Source organism: Nocardiopsis deserti (assembly GCF_008638355.1).
Classification (GTDB): domain Bacteria; phylum Actinomycetota; class Actinomycetes; order Streptosporangiales; family Streptosporangiaceae; genus Nocardiopsis; species Nocardiopsis alborubida.
Window position 1 is genome coordinate 23,601 of record NZ_VWVS01000023.1, and the last position, 21,558, is coordinate 45,158.

Genomic DNA, 21,558 nt, shown 5'->3' on the forward strand with positions numbered 1-21,558 from the left:
TTCGCGCGGGAGGGGGTCGCGTGCGGGAGGGGCCCGTGCCGCGCTCCCACGTGCGGCACGGGCCCCTCGTCCCCGCCGCTAGCCCAGGGTTGCGCCCACCTTGACGTGGCCCTTGAGCAGGTCGCGGGCGATCGTGCGGCGCTGGATCTCGTCCGTGCCCTCGAAGATGCGCAGCAGCCGCACGTCGCGGTAGAAGCGCTCGATGGGCAGTTCACGGGTGTAGCCCATGCCGCCGTGGATCTGCATCACGCGGTCGACGATCTCGTTGGCCTTCACACCGCCGAAGAGCTTGGCGATGGACTGCGCGTGCCGCGAGTCCTTGCCCACCGACACCTGCCACGCGGCGTGCAGCACCAGCAGGCGCAGCGCCTCGATCTCGGTCTGGGAGTCGGCGATCATCCACTGGATGGCCTGCCGGTCGGCGATGGGCGCCCCGAAGGTCTCGCGGGTGCGGGAGTACTCGATGGCCATGTCCAGCAGGCGCTCGCAGCCGCCGAGCGCGCGGGCGGGCAGCAGGTAGCGGCCCTTGCCGATCCACTTCATGGCCAGCTCGAAGCCCCGGCCCTCCTCGCCCAGGATGTTCTCGTGCGGAACGCGCACGTCCTGGAAGACCAGGGAGGCCGGGCGGCGCTCGCCCATGGTGTCGATGGGTTCGGAGGTCCACCCCGCCTCGCGGTCGACCAGGAAGCAGGTCACGCCCCCGTCGGCGCCCCTGTCCGGGTCGGTGACCGCGAAGACCATGGCGAAGTCGGCCTCGTTGCCGCCGGTGATGAAGGTCTTCTCGCCGTTGATCACCCATGTGTCGCCGTCGCGGACCGCGCGCGTGCGGATGGCCTTGGCGTCGGAGCCCGCGCCGGGCTCGGTGATGGCGAAGCAGGATCGGCGCTCACCGGCGATGGTGGGCAGCAGGTAGCGCTCCTTCTGCTCCTCGTTGGCGTGGTAGAGGATGTTGTCGGCCTCGCCGCCGAACTTGAAGGTCAGGAAGGTCCTGCCCAGCTCGATCTCGATGATCGCGGCGGTGACCGCGTCCAGGCCCATGCCGCCGTACTCCACCGGGGTCTCCACGCCCCAGAAGTCGGACTTGCGGGCCAGCTCGCGCAGTCGGGTGCGCTCCTCGGTGTTGAGGCCGGGCGGGTGCCCCTCGCGCTCGCGGCGCAGCACCTCGTTCTCCAGCGGCATCAGCTCCCGCTCGACGAAGGTCCGCACCCAGTCGCGTACGGCGCGCTGCTCATCGCTCAGTGAGAAATCGATCACGGCCTGTCTCCCCAGTAACCTAACGGCGTTCGGTTTGAGGGTACGGTCTTCCCGGGGGTGCGTGCAAGAGGTGCCGCCGAACGGGCGGAAACGGGTGCGCCGCCCGGTTCCGGGCAGGCGCCCACACCGGGGCGCACGGGACCGGAAGGCGGGCTCTCAGGTGCGCGAACACCGCCAGGGGGCCGCATGCGGTGCGCCGACGTGCGATGATCGGGCCGGACGCCGGAGGGTCCGGTCCGTCCGCCGCAGTGGAGAAGGGGATCCCTCCGTGGCCCGACCCAAGACGCCGATCCTGAGCCGTCCGGGCATCCGCCGCGCGGCTCTCGCGCTCATCGACCGTGACGGGCTGGACGGTCTGTCCATGCGCAAGCTCGCCCAAGAGCTCGACGTGCAGGCGGCCTCCCTCTACAGCCACTACCGCACCAAGGAGGAGCTGCTCACCGAGGTCGCGGACGAGGTCACCTCCCGCATCGACGTCTCGGGCTTCGAGGGCGGGGACTGGCGCAAGGGCCTCACCGTCTGGGCGCGCTCCTACCGCGACGCCCTCGCCGAACACCCCCACCTGCTGCCGGTGGTCTCCTCCGGGCCCGGGCGCCGCGAGGAGGCGCTGCGCCGCGCCGACGCCGTGCACGGCGGCCTGGTGGGCGCCGGGTGGCCGCCCCGCTACGCCACGATGATCGGCGCCTCCACCAAGTACCTGGTCGTGGGGGCCGCCACCAACTCCTTCGCGCGGGGGTTCGACGACGACGTGCGCGTCTACCGGGACCGCTACCCGAACCTGTCCCAGGCCCACCGGCTGCCCGAGCACGCCGCCGAGATCGACGACGCGAGCTTCGAACTCGCGCTCTCGGCCTTCCTGGACGGGCTGACCGGCGTCTTCGACAGGGTCGGGAACCGGGACTGAGCGCGAGGGGCCCGGGGGTGGTCACCACCACCCCCGGGCCCCTCGGAACGCGTGCGCCTCAGCGCCGCTCGGAGGACACCCGGTCCGTGTCCTCCTCGGAGGAGGAACGCGTGTCCCCGGTTGCCGACGCGTCGCCGTCCGTGTCCTCGCCGGTCCCGGCCGACTGCTCACGCGGGTGACGGCGCTCCAGGGAGGCGCCCTCCACGTCGATGTCGGGCAGGATCCGGTCGAGCCACCTGGGCAGCCACCACGCGGCGTTCCCCGCCAGGTGCATCAGCGCGGGGATCAGCGCCATGCGCACGACGAAGGCGTCGATGAGCACGCCGAAGGCGAGCGCGAAGCCGATCGAGCTGATCATGACGCTGTGGGAGAAGACGAACCCGCCGAACACCGAGATCATGATGATCGCCGCGGCGGTGACCACCGAACGGCCTGCCCGGAAGCCCTGCACCACGGCGAGCCGTGAGGGCGAACCGTGCACGTAGGCCTCGCGCATGCCCGTGCCGATGAAGAGCATGTAGTCCATCGCCAGGCCGAACAGGATCCCGACCAGCAGGGTGGGCAGGAAGTTCAGCACCGGACCGGTGTTCTCCAGCCCGAAGAGGCCGCCCAGCCAACCCCACTGGTAGACGGCCACCACGCCGCCCAGCGAGGCGAAGAAGGACAGGATGAACCCGAGCGTGGCCACGACCGGCACGAAGACCGACCGGAACACCAGCAGCAGGATCACCAGGGACAGGCCCACGACCACCGCGAGGTAGGTCGGCAGCGCGTCGCTCAGCGTCTCGGAGATGTCGATGTTGCCGCTGGCCATGCCCGCGACCCCCAGCGGACCGGTGCCCTCGATCGGCTCCATGTCGCGGAGGGTGTGCACGAGCTCCTCGGTGGAGGCGCTGGCCGGGCCCTCGACGGGCACGACCTGGAAGATGGCCAGGGTGTGGTCCTCGGAGATGCCGACGGGGGCCACCGCCGCCACGTCGTCGTGGGAGTAGATCTCCTCGGCGACCAGCGCCTGCTCCTCCTCGGCGTTGCGCTCCGCGGCCTCCTCGTTGGGTCCCCCGGTCAGCTCGGCCACGACCAGGAGCGTGCCGTTCTGCCCCGCGCCGAAGTTCTCCTCCACGGCGGTGAAGGCCTGGTACTGGGTGGAGTCGGTGGGCTCGGAGGAGCCGTCGGGCATGCCCAGGCGCAGGTCGAGGGCGGGCAGGGCGACCACGCCCAGGGCGATCACGGCGACGGCGGCCTGCGCCAGCGCGCGGCCGGTCGACATCGGCCTGGTCCGCTCCGCCTCATGCGCGCCCCGCTCGTCGGAGGAGGCGCTCTCGGCGAGGCGGGCGCGCTCGCGGCGCGACAGGATGCGCGCGCCCACCAGCGACAGCAGCGCCGGAACGAGCGTGATCGCGATGAACACGGCGATGGCGATGGAGACGGCGGCCACGCTGCCCATCAGGCCCAGGAACCCGATCCCGGTCAGGTTCAGGCCCAGCAGTGCGATGAGCACGGTCGTGCCCGCGAAGACCACGGCGTTGCCCGCGGTCCCGTTGGCCAGGCCGATGGACGCATCGACGCCGATGCCCTGCTTGAGCTGGCGGCGGTGCCGGTTGATGATGAACAGCGCGTAGTCGATACCGACGGCCAGTCCGAGCATCAGGCCCAGGATCGGTGTCACCGAGGCCATCTCCAGCACACCGGACAGCGACATCGCGATCAGGGTGGCCACACCGACGCCGACGAGCGCCGTCAGGATCGGCAGACCCGCGCCCACCAGGGTGCCCAGCATGATCACCAGGACCACACCGGCCACGATCACGCCGACTACCTCGGCGGCGCTGACCAGGGTGGGCATGGTCATGGACATGTCGTTGCCGAAGTCGACGGTGGTGCCCGGCACGGGGTCGCCCTCGAAGACCTCCATGACGGCGTCGCGGGTCTCCGGAGTGATCTCCGTCTGGCTGTCGCTGAAGGTGATGCGGACCAGGGCGGTGTCGCCGTCCTCGGAGACCGAGCGGATCTCCGAGGCCATCTCCAGAGTGGCCTCGCCGCGTTCGAGCTCCTCCAGGCCCGCCTCCAGCTCCTCGCGGTTCTGGTCGATCACGACCTGTTCGGCGTCGAGCCCGGGCCCGACCTGGTCGAGCATCCCGGCGGCCTCGGCCTGTTCGCGGCCCGCGTCGAGCTCCGCCTGACCGGCTTCGAGCTCCTCGAGGCCGCTCTCCAGCTCGTCGCGGCCCTCCTCCAGCTCCTGCTGCTGGGCGGCGCGCTGCGCCTCCGTGGCGAACGGGTCCATCGCGCCCTCCACGCCGGAGACCTCGGCGGCCTGCTCGGCGCGGTCGGCTATCGCGTCCCGCTGCTCCTGGGTGAAGTCCGAGCCGTCCTCGGTCTGGTAGACGACGGTGCCCGCGCCCCCGCCCATCCCGGAGAACTCCTGTGACAGGAGCTGTTCCACCTCGTCGGTGGGTGTCCCGGGGATGGAGAAGCTGTCCTCCAGTTCGCCCGAGAAGAGGAGGAAGGCGGTGCCGGAGGCCACCAGGAGGGCCAGCCAGACCGCGATGACGGTTCGGGCGCGACGTGCGCACGCACGCCCGATTCTGTAGAGAAATTCAGCCATGGTTCCTGCAAACGGAGTGGGTGGAAGGGAGCGCGTGTGCGCTCAGGAGGTGTGGGGACCGGCGTTCCCGTAGCCGTCACGGGTCACGGCGAGCATGCGGTCCAGCAGGTCGGACCAGACCCGGCGGGAGTCGTCGCTGTCGACCCCTCCGGTGGTCTGCTCCCAGCGCTGGACCGTGATCGTGCCGCCGCTGATGACCGCGCCGCACATGAGGTCGACCACGAGCGGGTCGGCACGCGGGTGGCGGCGCGTCATGATGGCGGCCAGACGCACGCTCACGTCGTTGATGGCCCGCTCGAACAGCGCCGCCTGGCTCGGGGCGGGTTCGTGCCCCTTCTGCCGCAGGAAGCGCTTGAGCCGGGTGACCGGGGTGACCAGGTCGGTCTGGCGTATCGCCGCCGCGAACTCGTCGAACATGCTCCCCGGCTGGTCCCCGGCGGCGGCGGGGAGGTTGGCCTCGATGCTGTCGACGATCGCGTCCAGCATCTCGCCGAACACCTCCAGGACGATGTCGTCCAGGGACCTGAAGTGGTTGAACACGGTCCTGCGGGAGACGTCAGCCCGTTCGGAGAGCTGGTCGACGGTGAAGCCGGTGTCCCCGCGTTCGGTCATCAGCGCGGCGGCCGCGTCCACGATGGCGCGGCGGTGGCGCGACTTCAGTGCCTCACGCCGATCGCGTGAGGGCGGTTCGTGCTGATTGTCCACGTTTCTACGTTACGGAGGTGCTTGCACCAAGTGCAACGAAGCACTGAGTGCACCCAGTCACATCCGGGACGGGGGCCTCCGTCGGCCGTGGGGGCCGGGAGCTGGGCGGGCGTCCTCGGATTTCGAGGAAGGAGGCGCCGCCTCGTGGGACGGCCGGTTCCGCCGGGGAGAACGCCGGTTCCACCGGGGAGGGGCCGGGTCCTGTAGAAGGAGACCGGACCTACCGGGGAGAAGGCGGCCCCGCCGGGGAAGGGGCCAGGGGCGCGGGCCGCACGCGAGAAGGCGGCCGCGCGTCCCCCGTCCCGGGTCGCGCGGCCGCCGGTCCCTCAGGAGCCCGTGGGCTTGGTCTCCGCGTTGCCCCGGATCGCCGAGCGCTCCAGGCGGTCCAGCCAGCCGCTCCCTTCCGGCACGGTCTGGAGCGCGATCGTCCGGCCGTACCGGATCCGGGTGAAGGTCTCCGGGAGCCGCGCCTCCAGCCTCCGGTAGGCGATCCGGCCCAGCAGAGCACCGCCCCGACGTGGTGCTGATGGACGTGCGCATGCCCGGGACGGACGGGATCGCGGCGACCGAGGCGCTGCGCGGCGACGGGAACGGGCCCCAGGTCCTGGTGCTCACCACCTTCGACGCCGACGCCACCGTGGTGCGGGCGTTGCGCGCGGGCGCCGCCGGATACCTGCTCAAGCACACCGCTCCGGAGCGCATCGTGGAGGCGGTGCGCCGCGCGGCGGCGGGCGAGCCGGTGCTCTCGCCCGGCGTGGCCCGCGCGCTCATGGACCGGGTGGCCGGAACCGACCCGGTGGAGCGCACCGAGGCGCCCTCACGCCGCGAGCGCGCCCGGGAGCGGTTGGCGCTGCTCACCGAGCGCGAGCGCGAGGTGGCCGAGGCGGTGACCGCCGGGCTGTCCAACGCCGAGATCGCCGAGCGGCTGTACATGTCCATGGGCACGGTGAAGGCGCACGTGTCCAGCGCGCTGACCAAGCTGGACCTGTCCGGGCGGGTGCAGCTGGCGCTGCTCACCCACGACGCGCGAACCCCCGACTGAGGTCCCGGCGTGTTCGGCGGCCGCGCACCTCGTGGCGTCCGCCACCGTGGTACGGATGAACCCTTGGGGCAGTGGTGTTGGCAGTGGTGTTGGCCAGCAGAACGACGAGGGAGACGATTCCATGCCGCTTGAGGGCGAGTACGAGCCGAGTCCGACGGAGTGGGTGCGCAACCAGGTCGAGCAGATCGAGCGCTCCGGCGGGAGGGAGGGGATGACTCTGCGCGGAATGCCCGTCATCCTGCTCACCACGCGCGGAGCCAAGAGCGGCAAGTTGCGCAAGACGCCGCTGATGCGGGTGGAGCACGAGGGGCGCTACGCCGCCGTCGCCTCGCTCGGGGGCGCGCCCAAGCACCCCGTCTGGTACTTCAACGTCCTCGCCGACCCCCGCGTGGAACTGCGGGACGGCACGGTGAACCAGGACATGAGGGCCCGCGAGGTCACGGGCGAGGAGAAGGCGGTCTGGTGGGAGCGCGCGGTGGCGGCGTTCCCGGACTACGCCGACTACCAGAAAAAGACCGACCGGGAGATCCCGGTCTTCGTGCTGGAGCCCGTCGCCGACCAGTGATGTGTTCCGAGGGTGGGCCGGTCGGGGGAGGCGTCCTGGCCGACCCGCCCGTGGTGCTGAGGTCAAATTTCCTGGCTCCGTAGGTGGCTGCGTTTTTTGCAGGTGGTGGCCGGGGTTTTCCACAGGCGGTGGTTGGGGGTGGTCGTGGGTGGCGTGGTGATGGTTTCCTGGAAATAGGGGGGATCCCACCCACGTGCGTTTCGGCATGCCCTCAACCGGCCGACAGTAGGAAAAGAATCCCTCAACCGGCCACCAGCAGGAAAAGAACAAGGAATTGAGGGGTAGGGAGGGGCCGCCAACAGGGCCCCTCCCTACGCTATTCCTGCTGGGGGTTGTTGGCGGCAACGAAAGCGCACCTGCTGCCGCGCAAGGGCGCGGGGAGGCGGAGAAACGGTCAGCGTCCGGTGGGGGCGGGGGTGTCCAACGAACAGCGGCACCAAAGGCGGGAGCCACTGGCGGAGGGCGACCAACGCCCAGCGTTCGGGGTGGTTGGGCTCTGCTGCGTCGGCACCAACGGCAAGCGGACCCTCCGGCCTTGGGTGGCGTCCCTGGCTCCTGTGGTCGAGGCGGGCGACGGTGGCACCAACAGCGAGCGACCATTCTGGTTGCGCCTTTTTGGGCGCCTTTCGGATCGCCGTAATTGTGGCTTTCCAATCAGGGGCGGATTCTAGGGAAGATGGCCAAAAGGCGGGGAATTCAAGGCTGTGAATAGTGGAACAATGGCGACTGTTGGCTTATAATAAGAGGTATGGAGATGATGCTTGCAGCGCCCGACGCGGCCCCCGGGGAATGCTCCCCGGTCGTGGCCGCGCTGGCCGGTGCGCGCGAGATCATCGACCAGGCATGGAGCGGGGAACTGCCGCCGGGGGCGGACGAGAGTGCGGCTGAGGAAGTCGCCGCCCTGTGGGCGCAGCTGGAAAAGGTCCGCTACCAGGCGTTGGCGCGGATGGCGGGTTTGTATGCACGGGGTGAGGTGGCCCGCTACAGCGGCTACACCACCCTGGACAAGTGGCTGGTTCACCACGGCAAGATGCCCACCGCCCAAGCCAAGGACCTGGCCCGCCTAGCCCAGCACGTGCACGAGGAGACGCTGCCCACCACCACTCAAGCGGTGGCTGAGGGCAGGGTGGTCTTGGGTGAGGCGGTCGCGATCGCCAAGGCCACCGATAAAGCCGTCCAGACCCGCGACGCCCAGCATTTCCCCGACGAGCAGGGGTACCGCCAAGGATTTGAGTCCGCTCTGGTGGCCGCCAAGCAGGAGCGGCCCGCGTTGTCGGTCAACCAGATCCAGGCGGTGGCCCGCCAGGTCGCCTACCGTATGGACCCGCACCGCCTGGACCGCGACCACGCAGCCGCTCACGCCGCACGCGGCCTGACGGTTCATGACACGTTTCAGGGCAGCTACCAGCTGCAGGCCTGGGGAGGCAGTGGGGACGCGTTGATCGTGCGCGCGGCCATCGACACCTTCACCACCCCACCGAGTGAGGACGACACCCGCACCCGGTCCCAGCGCGAGCATGACGCGCTCATCGCGGCACTGCGCTTTGCCACCACCCACACCGGATGCGACAACGCCCCTGCCCCGCTCGCGCAGATCCGCCTCCTGGTGCCCGTGGAGACCTACCTGAACGCCGAAGGCCAGGAGGTTCCGGCCTTGGACGAGCGCGGCCGCGTCATTCCGGCCGGGGTGGTCCACGAACTCGCGGGGGACGCCGAGGTGGTGCGGATGCTCACCGCACCGCCCACCGGCCAGGTCCTGGATGTGGGCCACAGCCGACGGTTGGCCTCAGCCCGACAGCGCACCGCCGCCTTCCACGGACACACCACGTGTGCGCACCCGGGCGGATGCGAGGTGCCGGTCTCGTTCTGCCAGGCCGACCACGTCACCTCGTTCTCCCGAGGAGGGCGCACGGTGGTAGCGAACCTGCAACCGTTGTGCGGGCCGCACAACCGGGCCAAGTACCAACGCGAACTGCGCACACACCAACACCGAGGACGAGGACGGGGCCATCCGTCCGACGGGGACCCGGACCCACCGCCCCGGGAATGACCCCCGGCCGTGCCGAGCCCTGGCATGCCCGCGCCCGACACGCAGCCCGGGCCCAACGCCCACCGTCGTCGCTGCCACCGTCGCCCACCCCCACCACCGGGGGTCGGTAGCGCTGCCCGAGGCCGGAGGGTCCGCTCGCCTTTGGTGCCGACGCAGCAGAGGCCCACCACCCCCGAACGCCCACCGTTGAACGCCCTCCCAAGCCACCACGCGGCAGCCGGTGCCGCCACCTCCGGCCACCACCCACAGCCAGAGTGTTGAGCGGGGACCCCGGACACCCGCTGCCTTTGGTGCCGACGCCGCCACCGCCACCATCCACAACCAGAGCGTTGAACGGGAACCCCGAACACCCGCTGCCTTCGCTGCTAACGCAGCACACCCTCACCACTACCGAACCCCGGGCGTTGGCCGCGACCCGGACCACTTCGCGGTAGCTACCGACGCAGGAGCGAGTAACCATCTCCGAACCCCTGCCGTTCACCGCCCTCCCGCGCCCCCGACTGCCCCCGCCCGCCCTCCCGCGCCCCCGACTGCCCCCGCCCGCCCTCCCGCGCCCCCGACTGCCCCCGCCCGCCCTCCCGCGCCCCACGCCCCCGACTGCCCCCGTTCGGCCCCGGGCCCTCCCCTCAGAGATCTGGGTCGGCCGTCGGCCCCGCTGAGGTCCTACCTCCTGCGGTGTGTTCTGCCAGTGGCCTCCTGCGGTGTGTCCTGCCTGTGGAACTACGTGGGAACCGGAAAAATAACAAAAGTCACGGAAAATGAAAAAGGAAACAGTTGGTCTTTTCGGGTGTGTGGAATGTCCCGTGTCGCATCGAAAAACCGATCGAGTCCAGCTTCTTGCGTCCGGTTCCGACCTTGGCCCCGCAGCGCCCGGACCCCGTTGGTAGCGTTGTGGTCCGGGTCCCGGCCGGGACGGTGAAAGTGCTCGACGAGGAGGGCGGCCCCCGTGGCGAAAGAACGCGTGATCTGGGCGAAGAAGCTTCCCGAGGTCTACAGCAAACTGGACGAGATCGACAAGGTCATCTCCGGGCACCTGGACGGCAGCCTGCTGGAACTGGTCAAGCTGCGCGCCTCGGTGCTCAACGGATGCTCCTTCTGCATCGACCTGCACACCCAGCGCGCCCTGGAGGCGGGGGAGTCCCAGCAGCGGCTCTTCCTGGTGTCCGCCTGGTACGAGGCCGGTGAGATCTTCACCGACGCCGAGCGGGCCGCCCTGGCGCTCACCGACGAGATCACCCGCCTGGGCGAGCACGGGGTGTCCGACGAGGCCTACGACGGCGCCGCCGAGCACTTCGACGACCAGGAGCTGTCCGCGCTCATCGCCGGAATCGCGATGATGAACCTCTACAACCGGCTGGCCGTCACCAGTCACCTGCACCCGCGCAAGCGCTGAGCCCGGCCCCGCTCCGGGGGAGGGATCCCCGTCCCCCGGAGCGGGGCACCCGTTTCTTGGGTAGGGATGAGTGCGCCCGACCCCCGTCGGCCGCGCACGGAGGTCCCGGACCCAGGAGCGCCCATGCCCCCCACCGGACGAACCCTTCCGAGCCTGCTCGCCCGCAACGCCGCCGACCACCCGGACGCGCCCGCCCTGTCCTGGCGCGCGCCGGAGGGCGGCGACTGGACCACCCTGACCTGGTCGCGGGTGCGCGACCGCGTCGCCGCGCTCGCCGAGGGCTACGCGGCCCTGGGAGTCGAGCCCGGCGACCACGTCCTGCTGATGATGGGCAACCGTCCCGAGCACTGGCTGTCCGACCTCGCGCTCGTCCACGCGGGCGCGGTCCCCACCACCGTCTACAGCACCGCCGCTTCGGAGCAGGTCGCCCACATCGCCCGGCACAGCCGCGCCCGCCTCGCCGTGGTCGAGGACTCCGGGACCGCCGCCGCGTGGGAGGGCCTGCTCGCCGACCCCGGGGTCCCCCTCGCCGCGCTGGTCGTCGTGGACGGCGCCGACCCCGACCGCGGCCACACCGACTACGCCCCTCTCGCGGACACCTCCGTCGGCACGGCCTCCGACCGCTGGCGCGACCTCACCCCCGACGACCTGCTCACCGTCGTCTACACCTCCGGGACCACCGGGGACCCCAAGGGCGTGGCGATCACCCACCGCGACATGCTCGCCAACGCCACCGCCCTGGACGCGGCCGTGGCCCTCCCCGAGCACCCCGACCACGTGTGCTACCTGCCCCTGGCCCACATCGCCGAACGCATGCTCGGCCTCTACCTGCCGGTCTTTCGCGCCTCCCACGTGTGGATGTGCGGGAGCCTCCAGGATCTGCCCGGGGTCCTGCGGCACGTGCGCCCGCCCCAGTTCTTCGGCGTCCCGCGCGTGTGGGAGAAGTTCGCCTCCGCCCTGCGCGCCGGGCTCGCCCGGATGCCCGAGGAGAAGCGTGCCGCGGTGGACGCGGCCACGGCCGTGGCCGCCGAGCACGTCGCCCACCGCGAGCGCGGCGAGCGGGTGCCCGCCGAACTCGGGGAACGCTTCGAGCGGGCCCGGGCCGAGGTCCTGCTGCCCCTTCTGGCCGGGGTCGGCCTGGACCGGGTGAGCTGGGCCTCCAGCGCCTCCGCGCCGATGCCGCTGGACGTGGTGCGGTTCTGGGCCGGGTTCGGGGTCGTGGTCATGGACGCCTGGGGCCTCACCGAGTCCGTGGGCGTGGCCACCGTCAACAGCCCCGCCACCGGGTTCCGGCTGGGCTCGGTCGGCCGCCCCATCGAAAGCGTGCGGGTGCGTGTGGCCGAGGACGGCGAGGTGTGGCTGCGCGGGGAGTCGGTCTTCGGCGGCTACCTCCAGCCGGACGGGTCGGTGCGCCCGGCCACCGACGCCGGGGGGTGGTTCGCCACCGGCGACGTCGGCCGCCTCGACGAGGACGGCTACCTGTGGATCACCGACCGCAAGAAGGAGCTCATCGTCACCTCCCAGGGCAAGAACGTCGCGCCCGCGCCGCTGGAGAACGCCCTCAAGGAGCACCCGATCGTCGGCCAGGCCTACGTGCACGGCGACCGCAGGCCCTACCTGGTGGCGCTGCTGGTGCCCGACCGCGAGACGCTTCCGGTGTGGGCCGCGGCCCGGGGCGTCGACACCGGTGGAGACTGGGAGGCGCTGGTCGCCCACCCCGAGGTGGCGGCGGAGGCCGAACGCGCGGTCGCGGCGGCCAACGCCCGGTTCAGCCGTGCGGAAGGGGTCAGGCGCCACCGGTTGCTTCCGGGCGAGTGGGGCCCGGACACCGGTGAGCTGACCCCCTCGCTCAAACTCCGGCGCCGGATCGTCCGGGAGCGCTACGCCGACGCCCTGGCGGAGCTGTACGGCGACTGATCCCGGGCCCTCCCGCCTGGCTGGAACAGGTTCGTGGTCCGCGCGGCCGCGGACGCGCGGCCGCCGGACCGGGCATGGTGGCCGGCCAGGGCCCATGACCCGTGTCCGGGCACGGGCGCGCGAAACCGCCCCCGTCCTGGGGAACGGGGGCGGCCCGGGAGGGGCTCTCTAGTAGTTCTGCCCGGTGGTCTGCTGCGGTCCCGCGTTCTGCGGCGATCCGGTGGTCCCCTCCGGCGACTGCGCGGGCCTGGGCGCCGCGTGGGCGGCGTTGTACCCGCTCTGGTAGGCGCCCTCGTGCTGCTCGGTGCGCCTGGACTCGCGCTCGCGGTCCGGCCAGCCAGCGGTCAGGCCGTAGATCACCAGTAGGTCCACGGCGATGGCCACCATCGACCACAGCGGCATCGCCATGATGAAACCCAGTTGGGCGATGGCGTTCACCGAGGCGAGGATCAGGGCGAAGCCCCGGGCCCACGTGCTGCGGGACAGCACGGCCAGGCCGGCGACGATCAGCACCGCCCCCCACAGGCCGAGCAGGACGCCCCAGGAGGTGTACCCCAGCAGGAGTACCTCCGTGCTCGCCGCGGCGTAGAACTGGGGGGTCAGGAGCGCCACCAGCCCCTGGATGACGTTGACCGCCCCGAGGACGATCAGCAGTGTCGCGACGAAGAACTGCCAGCCGTTGGCTGCCTGCGTTCGCATGTCCGGATCCTTCCCGGCCGTCCCCGCTGGCCTCTGCGCGGTCCGGGACGTGGGAACGGCCGCTCGGGTGTCCCTCTTGCGGATGCGCGATCCGCGCGCCTTATCTTCATCATCCGACCCTGGAGGTCAGCGACACCCCACCCGTTCCTACGGATCGGGTAAAGCTCACGGGGACGCCGTTCCGGGCACGGAAGTACGTAATTACGGAAAAGCATGTAAGGTGGAGGTGTGGTGGACAGGACGACGGAGGAGCGGCTGGCCGAGCTGGAGGCGCGGGTCAGTGCGCTGGAGGCGGCCGGCGAACACGGAACCGGGGCGCCCGGGGCACAGGCGCTCGGGGAGGCGTTCTTCGCGCTCAACGCCCTGCGGGAGCACGTCACCGGACACGGCGGCGTGGTCTTCGCCGGGATCGTCCGCGACGGAGAGGGGGAGGAGAGCGCGCTGGAGTGGCAGCAGGGGCTGCCGGTCGAGCGTCTGGAGGAGCCCGACTGGGACCGCCACGCCGCCAGCCTCGACGCCCTGGGCAACCCCGTCCGGCTCCAGCTGCTGCACGCGGTCTGGAGGGGCACAGGGACCGTCGCCGCCCTGGCCGAGCGCTCCGACTTCGGCACGACCGGCCAGATCTACCACCACGTCAACCTGCTCGTCGCCGCCGGGTGGCTCACCACCGTCCGGCGCGGCCACTACGTCATTCCACCGGAACGCGTCGTCCCCCTGCTCGCCATCCTCACGGCGGCGGGAGGAGCGCCCCAGTAAGGAGGGCTCCGTGAGAGCCAGAAGGGGACCCGTCGCGGTCGCCTGTGCGGTGGCCGTCCTGGTCGTCGTACTCGGGATCGCCGTACGGCCGCACACGCCCACCCTGTCCGCCGAGGAGTCCGGGGACCCCGGGCTCCTCGACCGGGCGCGCCCGCTGCTGTCCGAGGGCGTGCGCGACCGCGTCAGCGTGATCGAGGTCGACGGCGGCCGGGTGAGCTTCGCCCACTTCGGCGCGGACGAGGGCACCGACTACGAGATCGGCTCGGTCAGCAAGGCCATGACCGGGATGCTGCTGGCCGACGCCATCGAACGCGGTGAGGTCGCCGCGGACACCCGGCTCGGGGAACTGGTCGACCTGGACGGTGCTCCGGCCGCCGACGTCACCCTGGCCGAGCTCTCCAGCCACCGCTCCGGTCTGCCCCGGCTCTCCACCCGCGTGCTCGACGTGGTGGTCTCGACGGCGGCCTCCTACCTGGGAAACGACCCCTATCCCTACGACCACGACACCCTGGTCGCGCAGGTGGCCGCGGCGGAGCTCTCCGACCGCGGCGAGTCCCACTACTCCAACATGGGCACCGCGATCCTGGGCCAGGCCCTGGCCAACGCCGCCGGGACCGACTACGCCACCCTCCTGCGCGAGCGGCTGCTCGACCCCCTGGGGATGGACGACACGACCCTGCCCGACTCCGGGGAGGACCTGCCCGAGGACGCGACCATGGGTTACACCGACAGGGGGCGCGCGGCCGACCCCTGGCTGGCCCGCGCCTACGCGCCCATGGGCGGCGTGCGCTCCACCCCCGCCGACATGGCGCGCTTCGCCGGGGCGCTGCTGGAGGGCACCGCGCCGGGCACGGCGGCCCTGGAACCGCGCTGGGACGACGGCAACGGCGGCCGGATCGGGTTCGCCTGGATCACGCAGGAGCACGGCGGCACCGAGGTCACCTGGCACAACGGCGGCACCGGGGGCTTCTCCTCCATGGTCGCCCTGGACCGTGAGGGCGGGCGGGCGGTGCTGGCCTTCGGCAACACGACCACCGGACTGGAAGCCCCCGTCCTGGAGCTGCTGACGGGGGAGGAGGTCCGATGAGCGTGATGGATGTGCTGCCCTACGCCGGGGCCGTGTTCCTCAACGGACTCTGCGTCCTGAGCGCGGCGGACGTCCTCCTGCGGGTCCGCGGCCGGGGCAGGTTCCGCTTCGCGGACCGCTGGGACGTGCTGAACCGGACGGCCAACACGCTCTTCTTCCTGGTGCTCTCGCTGCTGCTGACCACGTGGGCGCTCTTCCCCGTGGCGGTGTGGTACCTGGACGTGGCCCTGGGCGCGGGGGCCGTCGCGGGCGCGGTGCTGCGCTGGCCCGGCCTGCCCGCGCGCGACGACGACGCGGGCGCTGCCTCCCGGCGCTACTCCGCGATCGGCACGCTGGCCCTCCTGGCGGGGGTCGTCGCGGTCTTCCTCCTTTTCGCCTGACCCGAGCAGCCGTGCGAAAAGTGTGCAATGTAGGGGTATGTCAGAATTAAGAAGAGCTGAAAAAGCAGGATGCCGCACTTTTCCGCCGCCTGACCGGGGTTCCTCGCGAGAAAGCCCACGTGCCTTTCGCCCGTGGTCTACGGTGATTTCCGTCCGCCCTCGAATTCCCCGAGGGAAAACCGGGTGGACCTCCCCTGCCCGGAGACCGGGCGACGGGGCCGGGCACAGCCCCGCCCCCTTCGCACGATTGCCCCGCGAGGAACCCGCCCATGCCACTACACCCGTCCGACCGACAACGGCGGCCCCCGCGCCCCGGACAACAGGCCCTGGTCGCCCTGTTCACCGTGACCGCGCTGGCGGCCCCCGCCTGGTCCTGGGCGGTCATCACGGCCCACCCCGACGCCCGCCAGAGCGTGGCCCTGGCCGTCGGCGTGGCCGGAGCCGTCCTGTGCGCCGCCGTCACCGCGGCGGCGCACCAGGCCGCGGCGGCCCGCGCCGCGCGCGAGCACGGCACCCGGGTCGACGCCACCGCCCAGGCCCTCGAACGCGAGGCCGAGCACCTGGTCGACCAGCTCCTGCCCGCCCTCGCCGAGGGACTGCGCACGGGTCGCACCGCGCGCGAGGTCCTCGCCGAGCACCCCCAGCCCCGCCACGTCGCGCTGCACCGGCTCACCCACGCCGTCACCGCCGAACTCGACACCGCGCGCGCCCGCGCAGCCGACGCCCTCGCCCGGCGCACCGCGCTGGAGGAGCAGATCGCCGACCTCGACCGCGCCGGGCTGCCCCTCATGGTCGCCCGCGTCCGCGAGGACCGCGTCGACGCCGCCGAAACCCTCCGGGAGGAACTGCCCCCCGTCCACGACGCCCTCGCCCGCCTGCGCGAGCACACGCTGGAGGAGCTGCTGGCCGCCGCCCGCCGCTCCGCCTCGGCTATGGAGACCGCCTCCGCGTCCGGCGCCCGCATCCAGGCCCACCTGACCTCCCTGCTGGCCAAGCTCCGCGAGCTCCAGGACCGCTACGGCGACAGTCCCGGCATCTTCGGCGACCTCCTGGACATCGACCACGGCGTCTCCCGCACCGGCCGCCTCGCCGACGGCCTCGTCGTCCTGGCCGGGGGTCGGTCGGGCCGCCGCTGGACCCGGCCCATCGTCATGGAGAGCATCCTGCGCGGAGCCATGGGCCGCATCAGCGCCTACCGCCGCGTGCGCCTGCACAACACCAGCACCGCCTCCATCGCCGGGCACGCAGCCGAGGGCGTCATGCAGGCCCTGGCCGAACTCATGGACAACGCCGCCAACTTCTCCGCCCACGGCACCGAGGTGCACGTCTACGTCCAGGAGGAGGACACCGGCCTGTCCGTCACCGTCGAGGACAGCGGACTGGGCATGCGCGTGCGCGAGCGCAGGCTCGCCGAGAGCCTGGTCACCGAGCCCCGCGACCTGTCCACGCTGCGCGGCACCCGCACGGGCCTGGCGGTCGTGGGCCGCCTCGTCGACAAGCACGCGCTCAGCGTCAGCTTCCGGCCCTCCGCGCGCGGCGGCATCGGCGTCGTTGTCCTCATCCCGCCGCACCTGGTCACCGACTCCCAGCCCGCTCCCGGCGGCCCGCGCGGGACCGAGCACCACTCCCGGCGCTCCGCGGCGCCCGGGCCCGCGCACACCGCGGGAACCGGCCCCGGGTCCGACACGGCGGCGGGCCCCGGCATCGCCACCGCTCCCGCCCGCGCCGCCTCCGGGCTGCCCCGGCGGCGGCGCGGCCAGACCCTCGCCGCGGCGCTGCGGGAGGAACCCGACCAGCTCTCCGCGGGTCCGGCCGCGCCCGGACCCGGCGGCGACCCCGGCACGAGGTTCGCGTCCTTCCGCAACGCCCGCCAGCCCCAACGAGCCGAAGAGTAGAGAAGAGAAACGGAGGGAGGGGCACGCGACCGGACCCGCGCGCGGCTGCCCCGCGACCCCGATGAACACCATGGACACCAGTCTCGACTGGCTTCTGGAGAACCTGCGCCACCGGACACCGGGCATCCGCCACGTGCTCGTGCTGTCCAGGGACGGACTCAGGATGTGCCACACCCGTGAGCTGCACACCGACCGAGCCGACCAGCTCGCCGCCATCGCCGCGGGCATCCAGAGCCTGTCCCTGAGCGCCTCCGCGGAGTTCGGCGACCGCGGCGGCGCGGGCCAGGCCATGGCCGAGTTCGGCGGAGGCGTCCTGCTCATCATCCGAGCCGGAGAGGGCGCCCATCTGGCGGTGATCGCCTCCGGGGACGCCGACGTCGGCGTGGTCGGCCACAGCATGAACGAGCTCGTCGAACGGATCGGCGGCTTCCTGACGGCCGCCCCGCGCTGGGGCGAGCGGGCCCGAGCGGGCGCCGAGCGGTCGTGACCCACCACGACGCCCTCAGCGGCGAGGCCCCCGACCGCCTGTACACCGTGACCGGCGGGCGCTCCGACGCGGACACCCGCGTGTTCGACTCGGTCACCCTCGTCGTCGCCGAGTGCGACCCCGTGCCCGGCATGCAGTCCGAGCACGCCGCGATCCTGCGCCTGTGCGCGTACCCGACCGCCGTGGTGGAGCTGTCCGCGGAGCTCGGGCTCCCCGTCAGCGTCGTACGGATCCTCCTGCTGGACCTGCTGGACACGGGGCGGGTGACGGCCCGCCACCCGGAGGCCTTCACCCGGCAGGAGGCCGGACACGACCCCGAGACCCTGAAGCAGGTGCTCCTTGCCCTCCAACGCCTCTGAACGGCTGGCCGAGCCGAGCCGGGCCCCGCTCGCCGCGACGGCCGACAACGCACTCAAGATCGTCATCGTCGGCGGCTTCGGCGTCGGCAAGACCACCCTGGTCGGCTCCGTCAGCGAGATGCGCCCGGTGAGCACCGAGGAGGTCATGACCCAGGCCAGCGTCGGAGTCGACGACCTCGGCGCCGTCCGCGACAAGCGCACCACCACCGCGGCCTTCGACTTCGGGCGCATCACCGTCGACGAGCGGCGCGTGCTCTACCTCTTCGGCGCCCCCGGCCAGAAGCGGTTCTGGTTCCTGTGGAACCAGCTGTTCGAGGGCAGCCTGGGCGCGGTCGTCCTCGTCGACACCGACCGCATCCAGGACTCCTGGTACGCCGTGGACCGGCTCGAACACCACCGCACCCCCTTCGTCGTCGCGGTGAACCGCTTCGGCCCCGGGCCCGCCCTGCCCGAGGTGCGCCGCGCCCTGGACGTGTCCGAGCGGGTCCCCATGGTGGACTGCGACGCCCGCAGCCGCGAGTCCAGCCGCGACGTCCTGGTCACCCTCGTCCAGCACGTGTCCGGGCCCGTGGCCGGCTACCCGTCCGCACCGACGACCGGCTCCGCACCCGGACCGGCACCGGCACCGGCATCCGCGTTCGCACCCGGCCCCGCGCCCGGAGCGGCACCGGCATCCGGCCCCGCATCCGCACCGACCCAGGAGGAGACGACGTGAACCCCACCCCGGCTCCGGAGGCCGCGGCACCGGCCAGCAGCGGCCCGCCGCCGCCCTCTCCGGACCACGCGGGGGCCGCCCGCTTCTACGGCCCCGACATCGCCCGCGACCCCGCCGGACTCTACGAGGAGCTGCGCGGGCGCTACGGCCCGGTCGCGCCCGTGCTGCTCGACGGGGACGTCCCCGCGTGGTTCGTCATGGGCTACCGGGAGCTGCACCACGTCACCAGCAGGCCCGAGTGGTTCGCCCGCGACTGCCGCCGCTGGAACCAGTGGGACCGCGTCGGCCACGACTGGCCGCTCATGCCCTACGTGATGTGGACGCCCTCGGTCATGTTCGCCGAGGGGGCCGAGCACCAGCGGCGCGCCGGCGCGATCGGCGACGCCCTGGACGCCGTGGACCGCACCGACCTCAGGGCCCTGTGCCAGCAGGCCGCCGACGGCCTCGTCGACGCCTTCTGCGCCGAGGGCGAGGCCGACCTGGTCGCCCAGTACGCCCACCACATCCCCGCGATGGTGGTCGCCCGCCTCTACGGCCTGCCGGAGGCGGAGGTCCCGGCGCTGGTGCGCGACGTCGTGCTCTCGCTCGACGTGACCGCCGACGCGGGCGGTGCCCACCAGCGCCTGCACGCACGTCTGGACGCCCTGGTCGCCGACCGCCGCGCCGCGCCGCGAGACGACGTCCCCTCGCGGCTGCTGCTGCACCCGGCGGGCCTGAGCGACGCGGAGGTGGTCATCGACCTGCTGGTGGTCCTCGCCGCGGCCCAGGCGCCCACCGGCAACTGGATCGGCAACACCCTGCGCCTGATGCTCACCGACGACCAGTTCTCGCTCACCCTCCAGGGTGGGCGCAGCAGCGCGGGGGAGGCCCTCAACGAGGTCCTGTGGAAGAACACCCCCACGCAGAACTTCATCGGCCGGTGGGCCGTGCAGACCTGCGAGCTGGGCGGTCGCGGCATCCGCCGGGGCGACATGCTGGTGCTGGGGCTGTCGGCGGCCAACGCCGACCCCCGCCTGTACGCGGGGCTCCCCGATATCTACGGCAGCAACCGCGCGCAGATGTCCTTCGGCCACGGCGAGCACGGGTGCCCCTTCCCGGCGCCGGAGATCGCGGAGATGATCGCCCGCACGGCGGTGGAAAGCCTGCTGGACCGGCTGCCGGATGTGCGGCTGGCGGTGCCCCCGGACCGGCTGGAGTGGCGGCCGTCGCTGTGGATGCGCGGACTCTTCGAGCTCCCGGCGCGCTTCACGCCCCGGCGCTGGGGGTGACCGGAAATGTTGCTGGCGTGACGCAAGAGGACCTGGCCAGCGATGATCTTGTACTCATAGCGAGGTTGGGCGGTCGAGACTCGCTACAAGTACAAGATCGCGGCGGACGAGGCGCGCCCGTCCGCCCCCTCCGCCGTGACCGGTCAGGGGGCGGACCCACGGGTTCCGCGGCGCCGGGTCAGCCCGGGGGCGGGACCGGCGTGAACCGCAGCGGCAGTCGGGTCAGCCCACGGGTGAAGACCCCGGTCTCCTCCAGGGCGGCGCCCTCGGCCAGGCGGACGTCGGGCATGGCGTCCAGCAGCTGGTTGGTCGCCACCCGCACCTCCGCCTCGGCCAGCAGGGCACCCACGCAGAAGTGGCGTCCCAGGGCGAAGGCCAGGTGCTCGGCCGCGGCGGAGAAGGAGGTGGTGTCCCCGAGTTCGGGCCGGTGGATGTCGAAGGAGTCGGGATCGGTGAAGCGGTCGCCGTCGCGGTTGGCCGAGCCGATCAGGCAGATGACGGTCGACCCGGCGGGCACGGTCGCGCCGCCCAGTTCCACGTCGTGTGCGGGCTGGCGCATGATCATCTGCACGGGCGGGGTGTAGCGCAGCGTCTCGGCGAACGCGCGCGGGACCAGGCTCCGGTCCTCGCGTACCCGCGCCAGCTGCTCGGGGTGGGTGACCAGGTTGGCGAACATGCTGGACACGGCCTTGTCGGTGGTCTCCCCGCCCGCGGCGAGCAGCAGGCTGCAGAAGGCCTTGACGTCCTCGTCGCTCATCCGGGTGCCGTCGACCTCGGCGGTGCACAGGGTGGACAGCAGGTCCTCGCCCGGGTCCGCCCGCCGCTCGCGGATGATCGGCAGCATGTACGCGGCGAACTCCTCGCGGGTGCGCAGCCCCTCCTCGGCCACCCGCGGGTCCTGCGACAGGTTGCCCAGGAAGGCGATGATCGAGGTGTACCAGCGGTGGAACCGGTCGTGGTCGGCCCGTTCCAGGCCGAGCATGTCCGCGATGACGTTGACGGGGAAGCGGGTGGCGAACTGCGCGACCAGGTCCACCTCGCCCGTGTGCCGGAAGGCGTCGACCAGTTCGCGGCTGTTGCGCTCGATGACGGGCCAGAACCGCTCCCGCAGTTCGCTGCCGCGGAAGGCCGGGGCCACCAGTGCGCGGCGCACCGCGTGCTCGCGCCCGTCCAGTTGCAGGATGGTGCGCCCGTGCACCGGTTCCAGCTGCCAGTCGTAGTTGCGGGTGGTGAAGGCCTCGTCCCGGAAGGCGCGTCTGACGTCCTCGTACCGGGAGACGACGTAGCTCTGGGTGGCCTCGTGCCAGAACAGGGGGGCCCGCTCGCGCATGGCGCGGTAGGCGGGATAGGGGTTGGCGAAGAATTCCGGGGAAAGGATGTCCGGAACCTCGGGAGCCACGGTCATGACCGATTCTCCTCACCGCTGGGGGTAGACACGAGCCTCCACCGTAGGTTTCCCATCCCACCCAAGTCCAGAGGA

General features: G+C 72.1%; 17 protein-coding genes and 2 pseudogenes. 14 read left to right on the forward strand and 5 right to left on the reverse strand.

Features of this window, described 5'->3' with window-relative positions:
• Nucleotides 1-78: 78 nt before the first annotated feature.
• On the reverse strand, nucleotides 79-1,254 hold the full coding sequence (locus tag FYW99_RS27035; RefSeq protein ID WP_150254841.1) for an acyl-CoA dehydrogenase family protein: 1,176 nt from the start codon (nucleotides 1,252-1,254) through the stop codon (nucleotides 79-81).
• Nucleotides 1,255-1,522: 268 nt separating this feature from the next.
• Between FYW99_RS27035 and FYW99_RS27040 the strand changes: the two genes are divergently transcribed.
• Nucleotides 1,523-2,158 (forward strand): TetR/AcrR family transcriptional regulator, encoded by a 636-nt coding sequence (locus tag FYW99_RS27040; protein ID WP_150254842.1) that lies wholly within the window; start codon nucleotides 1,523-1,525, stop codon nucleotides 2,156-2,158.
• Between the two features lie 58 nt (nucleotides 2,159-2,216).
• Here the strand turns inward: FYW99_RS27040 and FYW99_RS27045 are convergent, their stop codons facing one another.
• Nucleotides 2,217-4,760 carry an MMPL family transporter gene (locus FYW99_RS27045; RefSeq protein ID WP_150254843.1) on the reverse strand — a complete coding sequence of 848 codons (2,544 nt, stop codon included), beginning with the start codon at nucleotides 4,758-4,760 and terminating at the stop codon, nucleotides 2,217-2,219.
• A 42-nt stretch (nucleotides 4,761-4,802) separates the two neighbouring features.
• Nucleotides 4,803-5,465 (reverse strand): TetR/AcrR family transcriptional regulator, encoded by a 663-nt coding sequence (locus tag FYW99_RS27050; RefSeq protein WP_150254844.1) that lies wholly within the window; start codon nucleotides 5,463-5,465, stop codon nucleotides 4,803-4,805.
• A gap of 496 nt (nucleotides 5,466-5,961) precedes the next feature.
• Here FYW99_RS27050 and FYW99_RS27055 point away from each other — a divergent pair.
• The 5 genes and pseudogenes from FYW99_RS27055 to FYW99_RS27085 all read left to right on the forward strand — a co-directional run.
• A pseudogene (locus FYW99_RS27055) lies at nucleotides 5,962-6,507 on the forward strand (response regulator); the annotation flags it as partial.
• Nucleotides 6,508-6,628: 121 nt separating this feature from the next.
• Nucleotides 6,629-7,072, forward strand: a complete 444-nt coding sequence (locus tag FYW99_RS27060) for a nitroreductase family deazaflavin-dependent oxidoreductase (RefSeq protein ID WP_150254845.1) — start codon at nucleotides 6,629-6,631, stop codon at nucleotides 7,070-7,072.
• A gap of 757 nt (nucleotides 7,073-7,829) precedes the next feature.
• Nucleotides 7,830-9,122 carry an HNH endonuclease signature motif containing protein gene (locus FYW99_RS27070; RefSeq protein WP_150254915.1) on the forward strand — a complete coding sequence of 431 codons (1,293 nt, stop codon included), beginning with the start codon at nucleotides 7,830-7,832 and terminating at the stop codon, nucleotides 9,120-9,122.
• A 946-nt stretch (nucleotides 9,123-10,068) separates the two neighbouring features.
• Nucleotides 10,069-10,515, forward strand: coding sequence for a carboxymuconolactone decarboxylase family protein (locus tag FYW99_RS27080; protein ID WP_150254847.1), 447 nt, complete (start codon nucleotides 10,069-10,071; stop codon nucleotides 10,513-10,515).
• Nucleotides 10,516-10,638: 123 nt separating this feature from the next.
• Nucleotides 10,639-12,432, forward strand: a complete 1,794-nt coding sequence (locus FYW99_RS27085; RefSeq protein ID WP_150254848.1) for an AMP-dependent synthetase/ligase — start codon at nucleotides 10,639-10,641, stop codon at nucleotides 12,430-12,432.
• 168 nt (nucleotides 12,433-12,600) lie between these two features.
• Here FYW99_RS27085 and FYW99_RS27090 read toward each other — a convergent pair.
• Nucleotides 12,601-13,221: pseudogene (locus tag FYW99_RS27090) on the reverse strand (DUF7144 family membrane protein); the annotation flags it as partial.
• A gap of 141 nt (nucleotides 13,222-13,362) precedes the next feature.
• On the opposite strand from FYW99_RS27090, the gene FYW99_RS27095 reads away from it, so the two are divergent.
• The 8 genes from FYW99_RS27095 to FYW99_RS27130 all read left to right on the forward strand — a co-directional run bounded on the left by FYW99_RS27095 (nucleotide 13,363) and on the right by FYW99_RS27130 (nucleotide 20,078).
• The gene (locus FYW99_RS27095) at nucleotides 13,363-13,887 is read left to right on the forward strand and encodes an ArsR/SmtB family transcription factor (protein ID WP_150254850.1); all 525 of its coding nucleotides are present in this window, start codon (nucleotides 13,363-13,365) and stop codon (nucleotides 13,885-13,887) included.
• A gap of 10 nt (nucleotides 13,888-13,897) precedes the next feature.
• Entirely contained in the window at nucleotides 13,898-14,974 is a 1,077-nt protein-coding gene (locus FYW99_RS27100; protein WP_150254851.1) for a serine hydrolase domain-containing protein, read from the forward strand.
• Nucleotides 14,971-15,354 carry a hypothetical protein gene (locus FYW99_RS27105; protein ID WP_150254852.1) on the forward strand — a complete coding sequence of 128 codons (384 nt, stop codon included), beginning with the start codon at nucleotides 14,971-14,973 and terminating at the stop codon, nucleotides 15,352-15,354. The genes FYW99_RS27100 and FYW99_RS27105 overlap by 4 nt, the downstream gene beginning before the upstream one ends.
• A gap of 269 nt (nucleotides 15,355-15,623) precedes the next feature.
• Entirely contained in the window at nucleotides 15,624-17,249 is a 1,626-nt protein-coding gene (locus FYW99_RS27110; RefSeq protein ID WP_223839651.1) for a sensor histidine kinase, read from the forward strand.
• A 61-nt stretch (nucleotides 17,250-17,310) separates the two neighbouring features.
• Nucleotides 17,311-17,736 carry a roadblock/LC7 domain-containing protein gene (locus FYW99_RS27115; RefSeq protein ID WP_150254853.1) on the forward strand — a complete coding sequence of 142 codons (426 nt, stop codon included), beginning with the start codon at nucleotides 17,311-17,313 and terminating at the stop codon, nucleotides 17,734-17,736.
• Complete coding sequence (locus tag FYW99_RS27120; protein ID WP_150254854.1) at nucleotides 17,733-18,095, forward strand: DUF742 domain-containing protein; 363 nt, start codon at nucleotides 17,733-17,735, stop codon at nucleotides 18,093-18,095. The genes FYW99_RS27115 and FYW99_RS27120 overlap by 4 nt, the downstream gene beginning before the upstream one ends.
• Nucleotides 18,076-18,810 carry a GTP-binding protein gene (locus tag FYW99_RS27125; protein WP_150254855.1) on the forward strand — a complete coding sequence of 245 codons (735 nt, stop codon included), beginning with the start codon at nucleotides 18,076-18,078 and terminating at the stop codon, nucleotides 18,808-18,810. Before FYW99_RS27120 ends, FYW99_RS27125 begins: the two co-directional genes overlap by 20 nt.
• Nucleotides 18,807-20,078: a cytochrome P450 gene (locus tag FYW99_RS27130; protein WP_150254856.1), complete on the forward strand. Its 1,272-nt coding sequence runs from the start codon at nucleotides 18,807-18,809 to the stop codon at nucleotides 20,076-20,078. The genes FYW99_RS27125 and FYW99_RS27130 overlap by 4 nt, the downstream gene beginning before the upstream one ends.
• Nucleotides 20,079-20,256: 178 nt before the next feature.
• On the opposite strand, the gene FYW99_RS27135 is transcribed toward FYW99_RS27130, so the two are convergent.
• Nucleotides 20,257-21,483: a cytochrome P450 gene (locus tag FYW99_RS27135; RefSeq protein WP_150254857.1), complete on the reverse strand. Its 1,227-nt coding sequence runs from the start codon at nucleotides 21,481-21,483 to the stop codon at nucleotides 20,257-20,259.
• Between the last annotated feature and the right edge of the window lie 75 nt (nucleotides 21,484-21,558).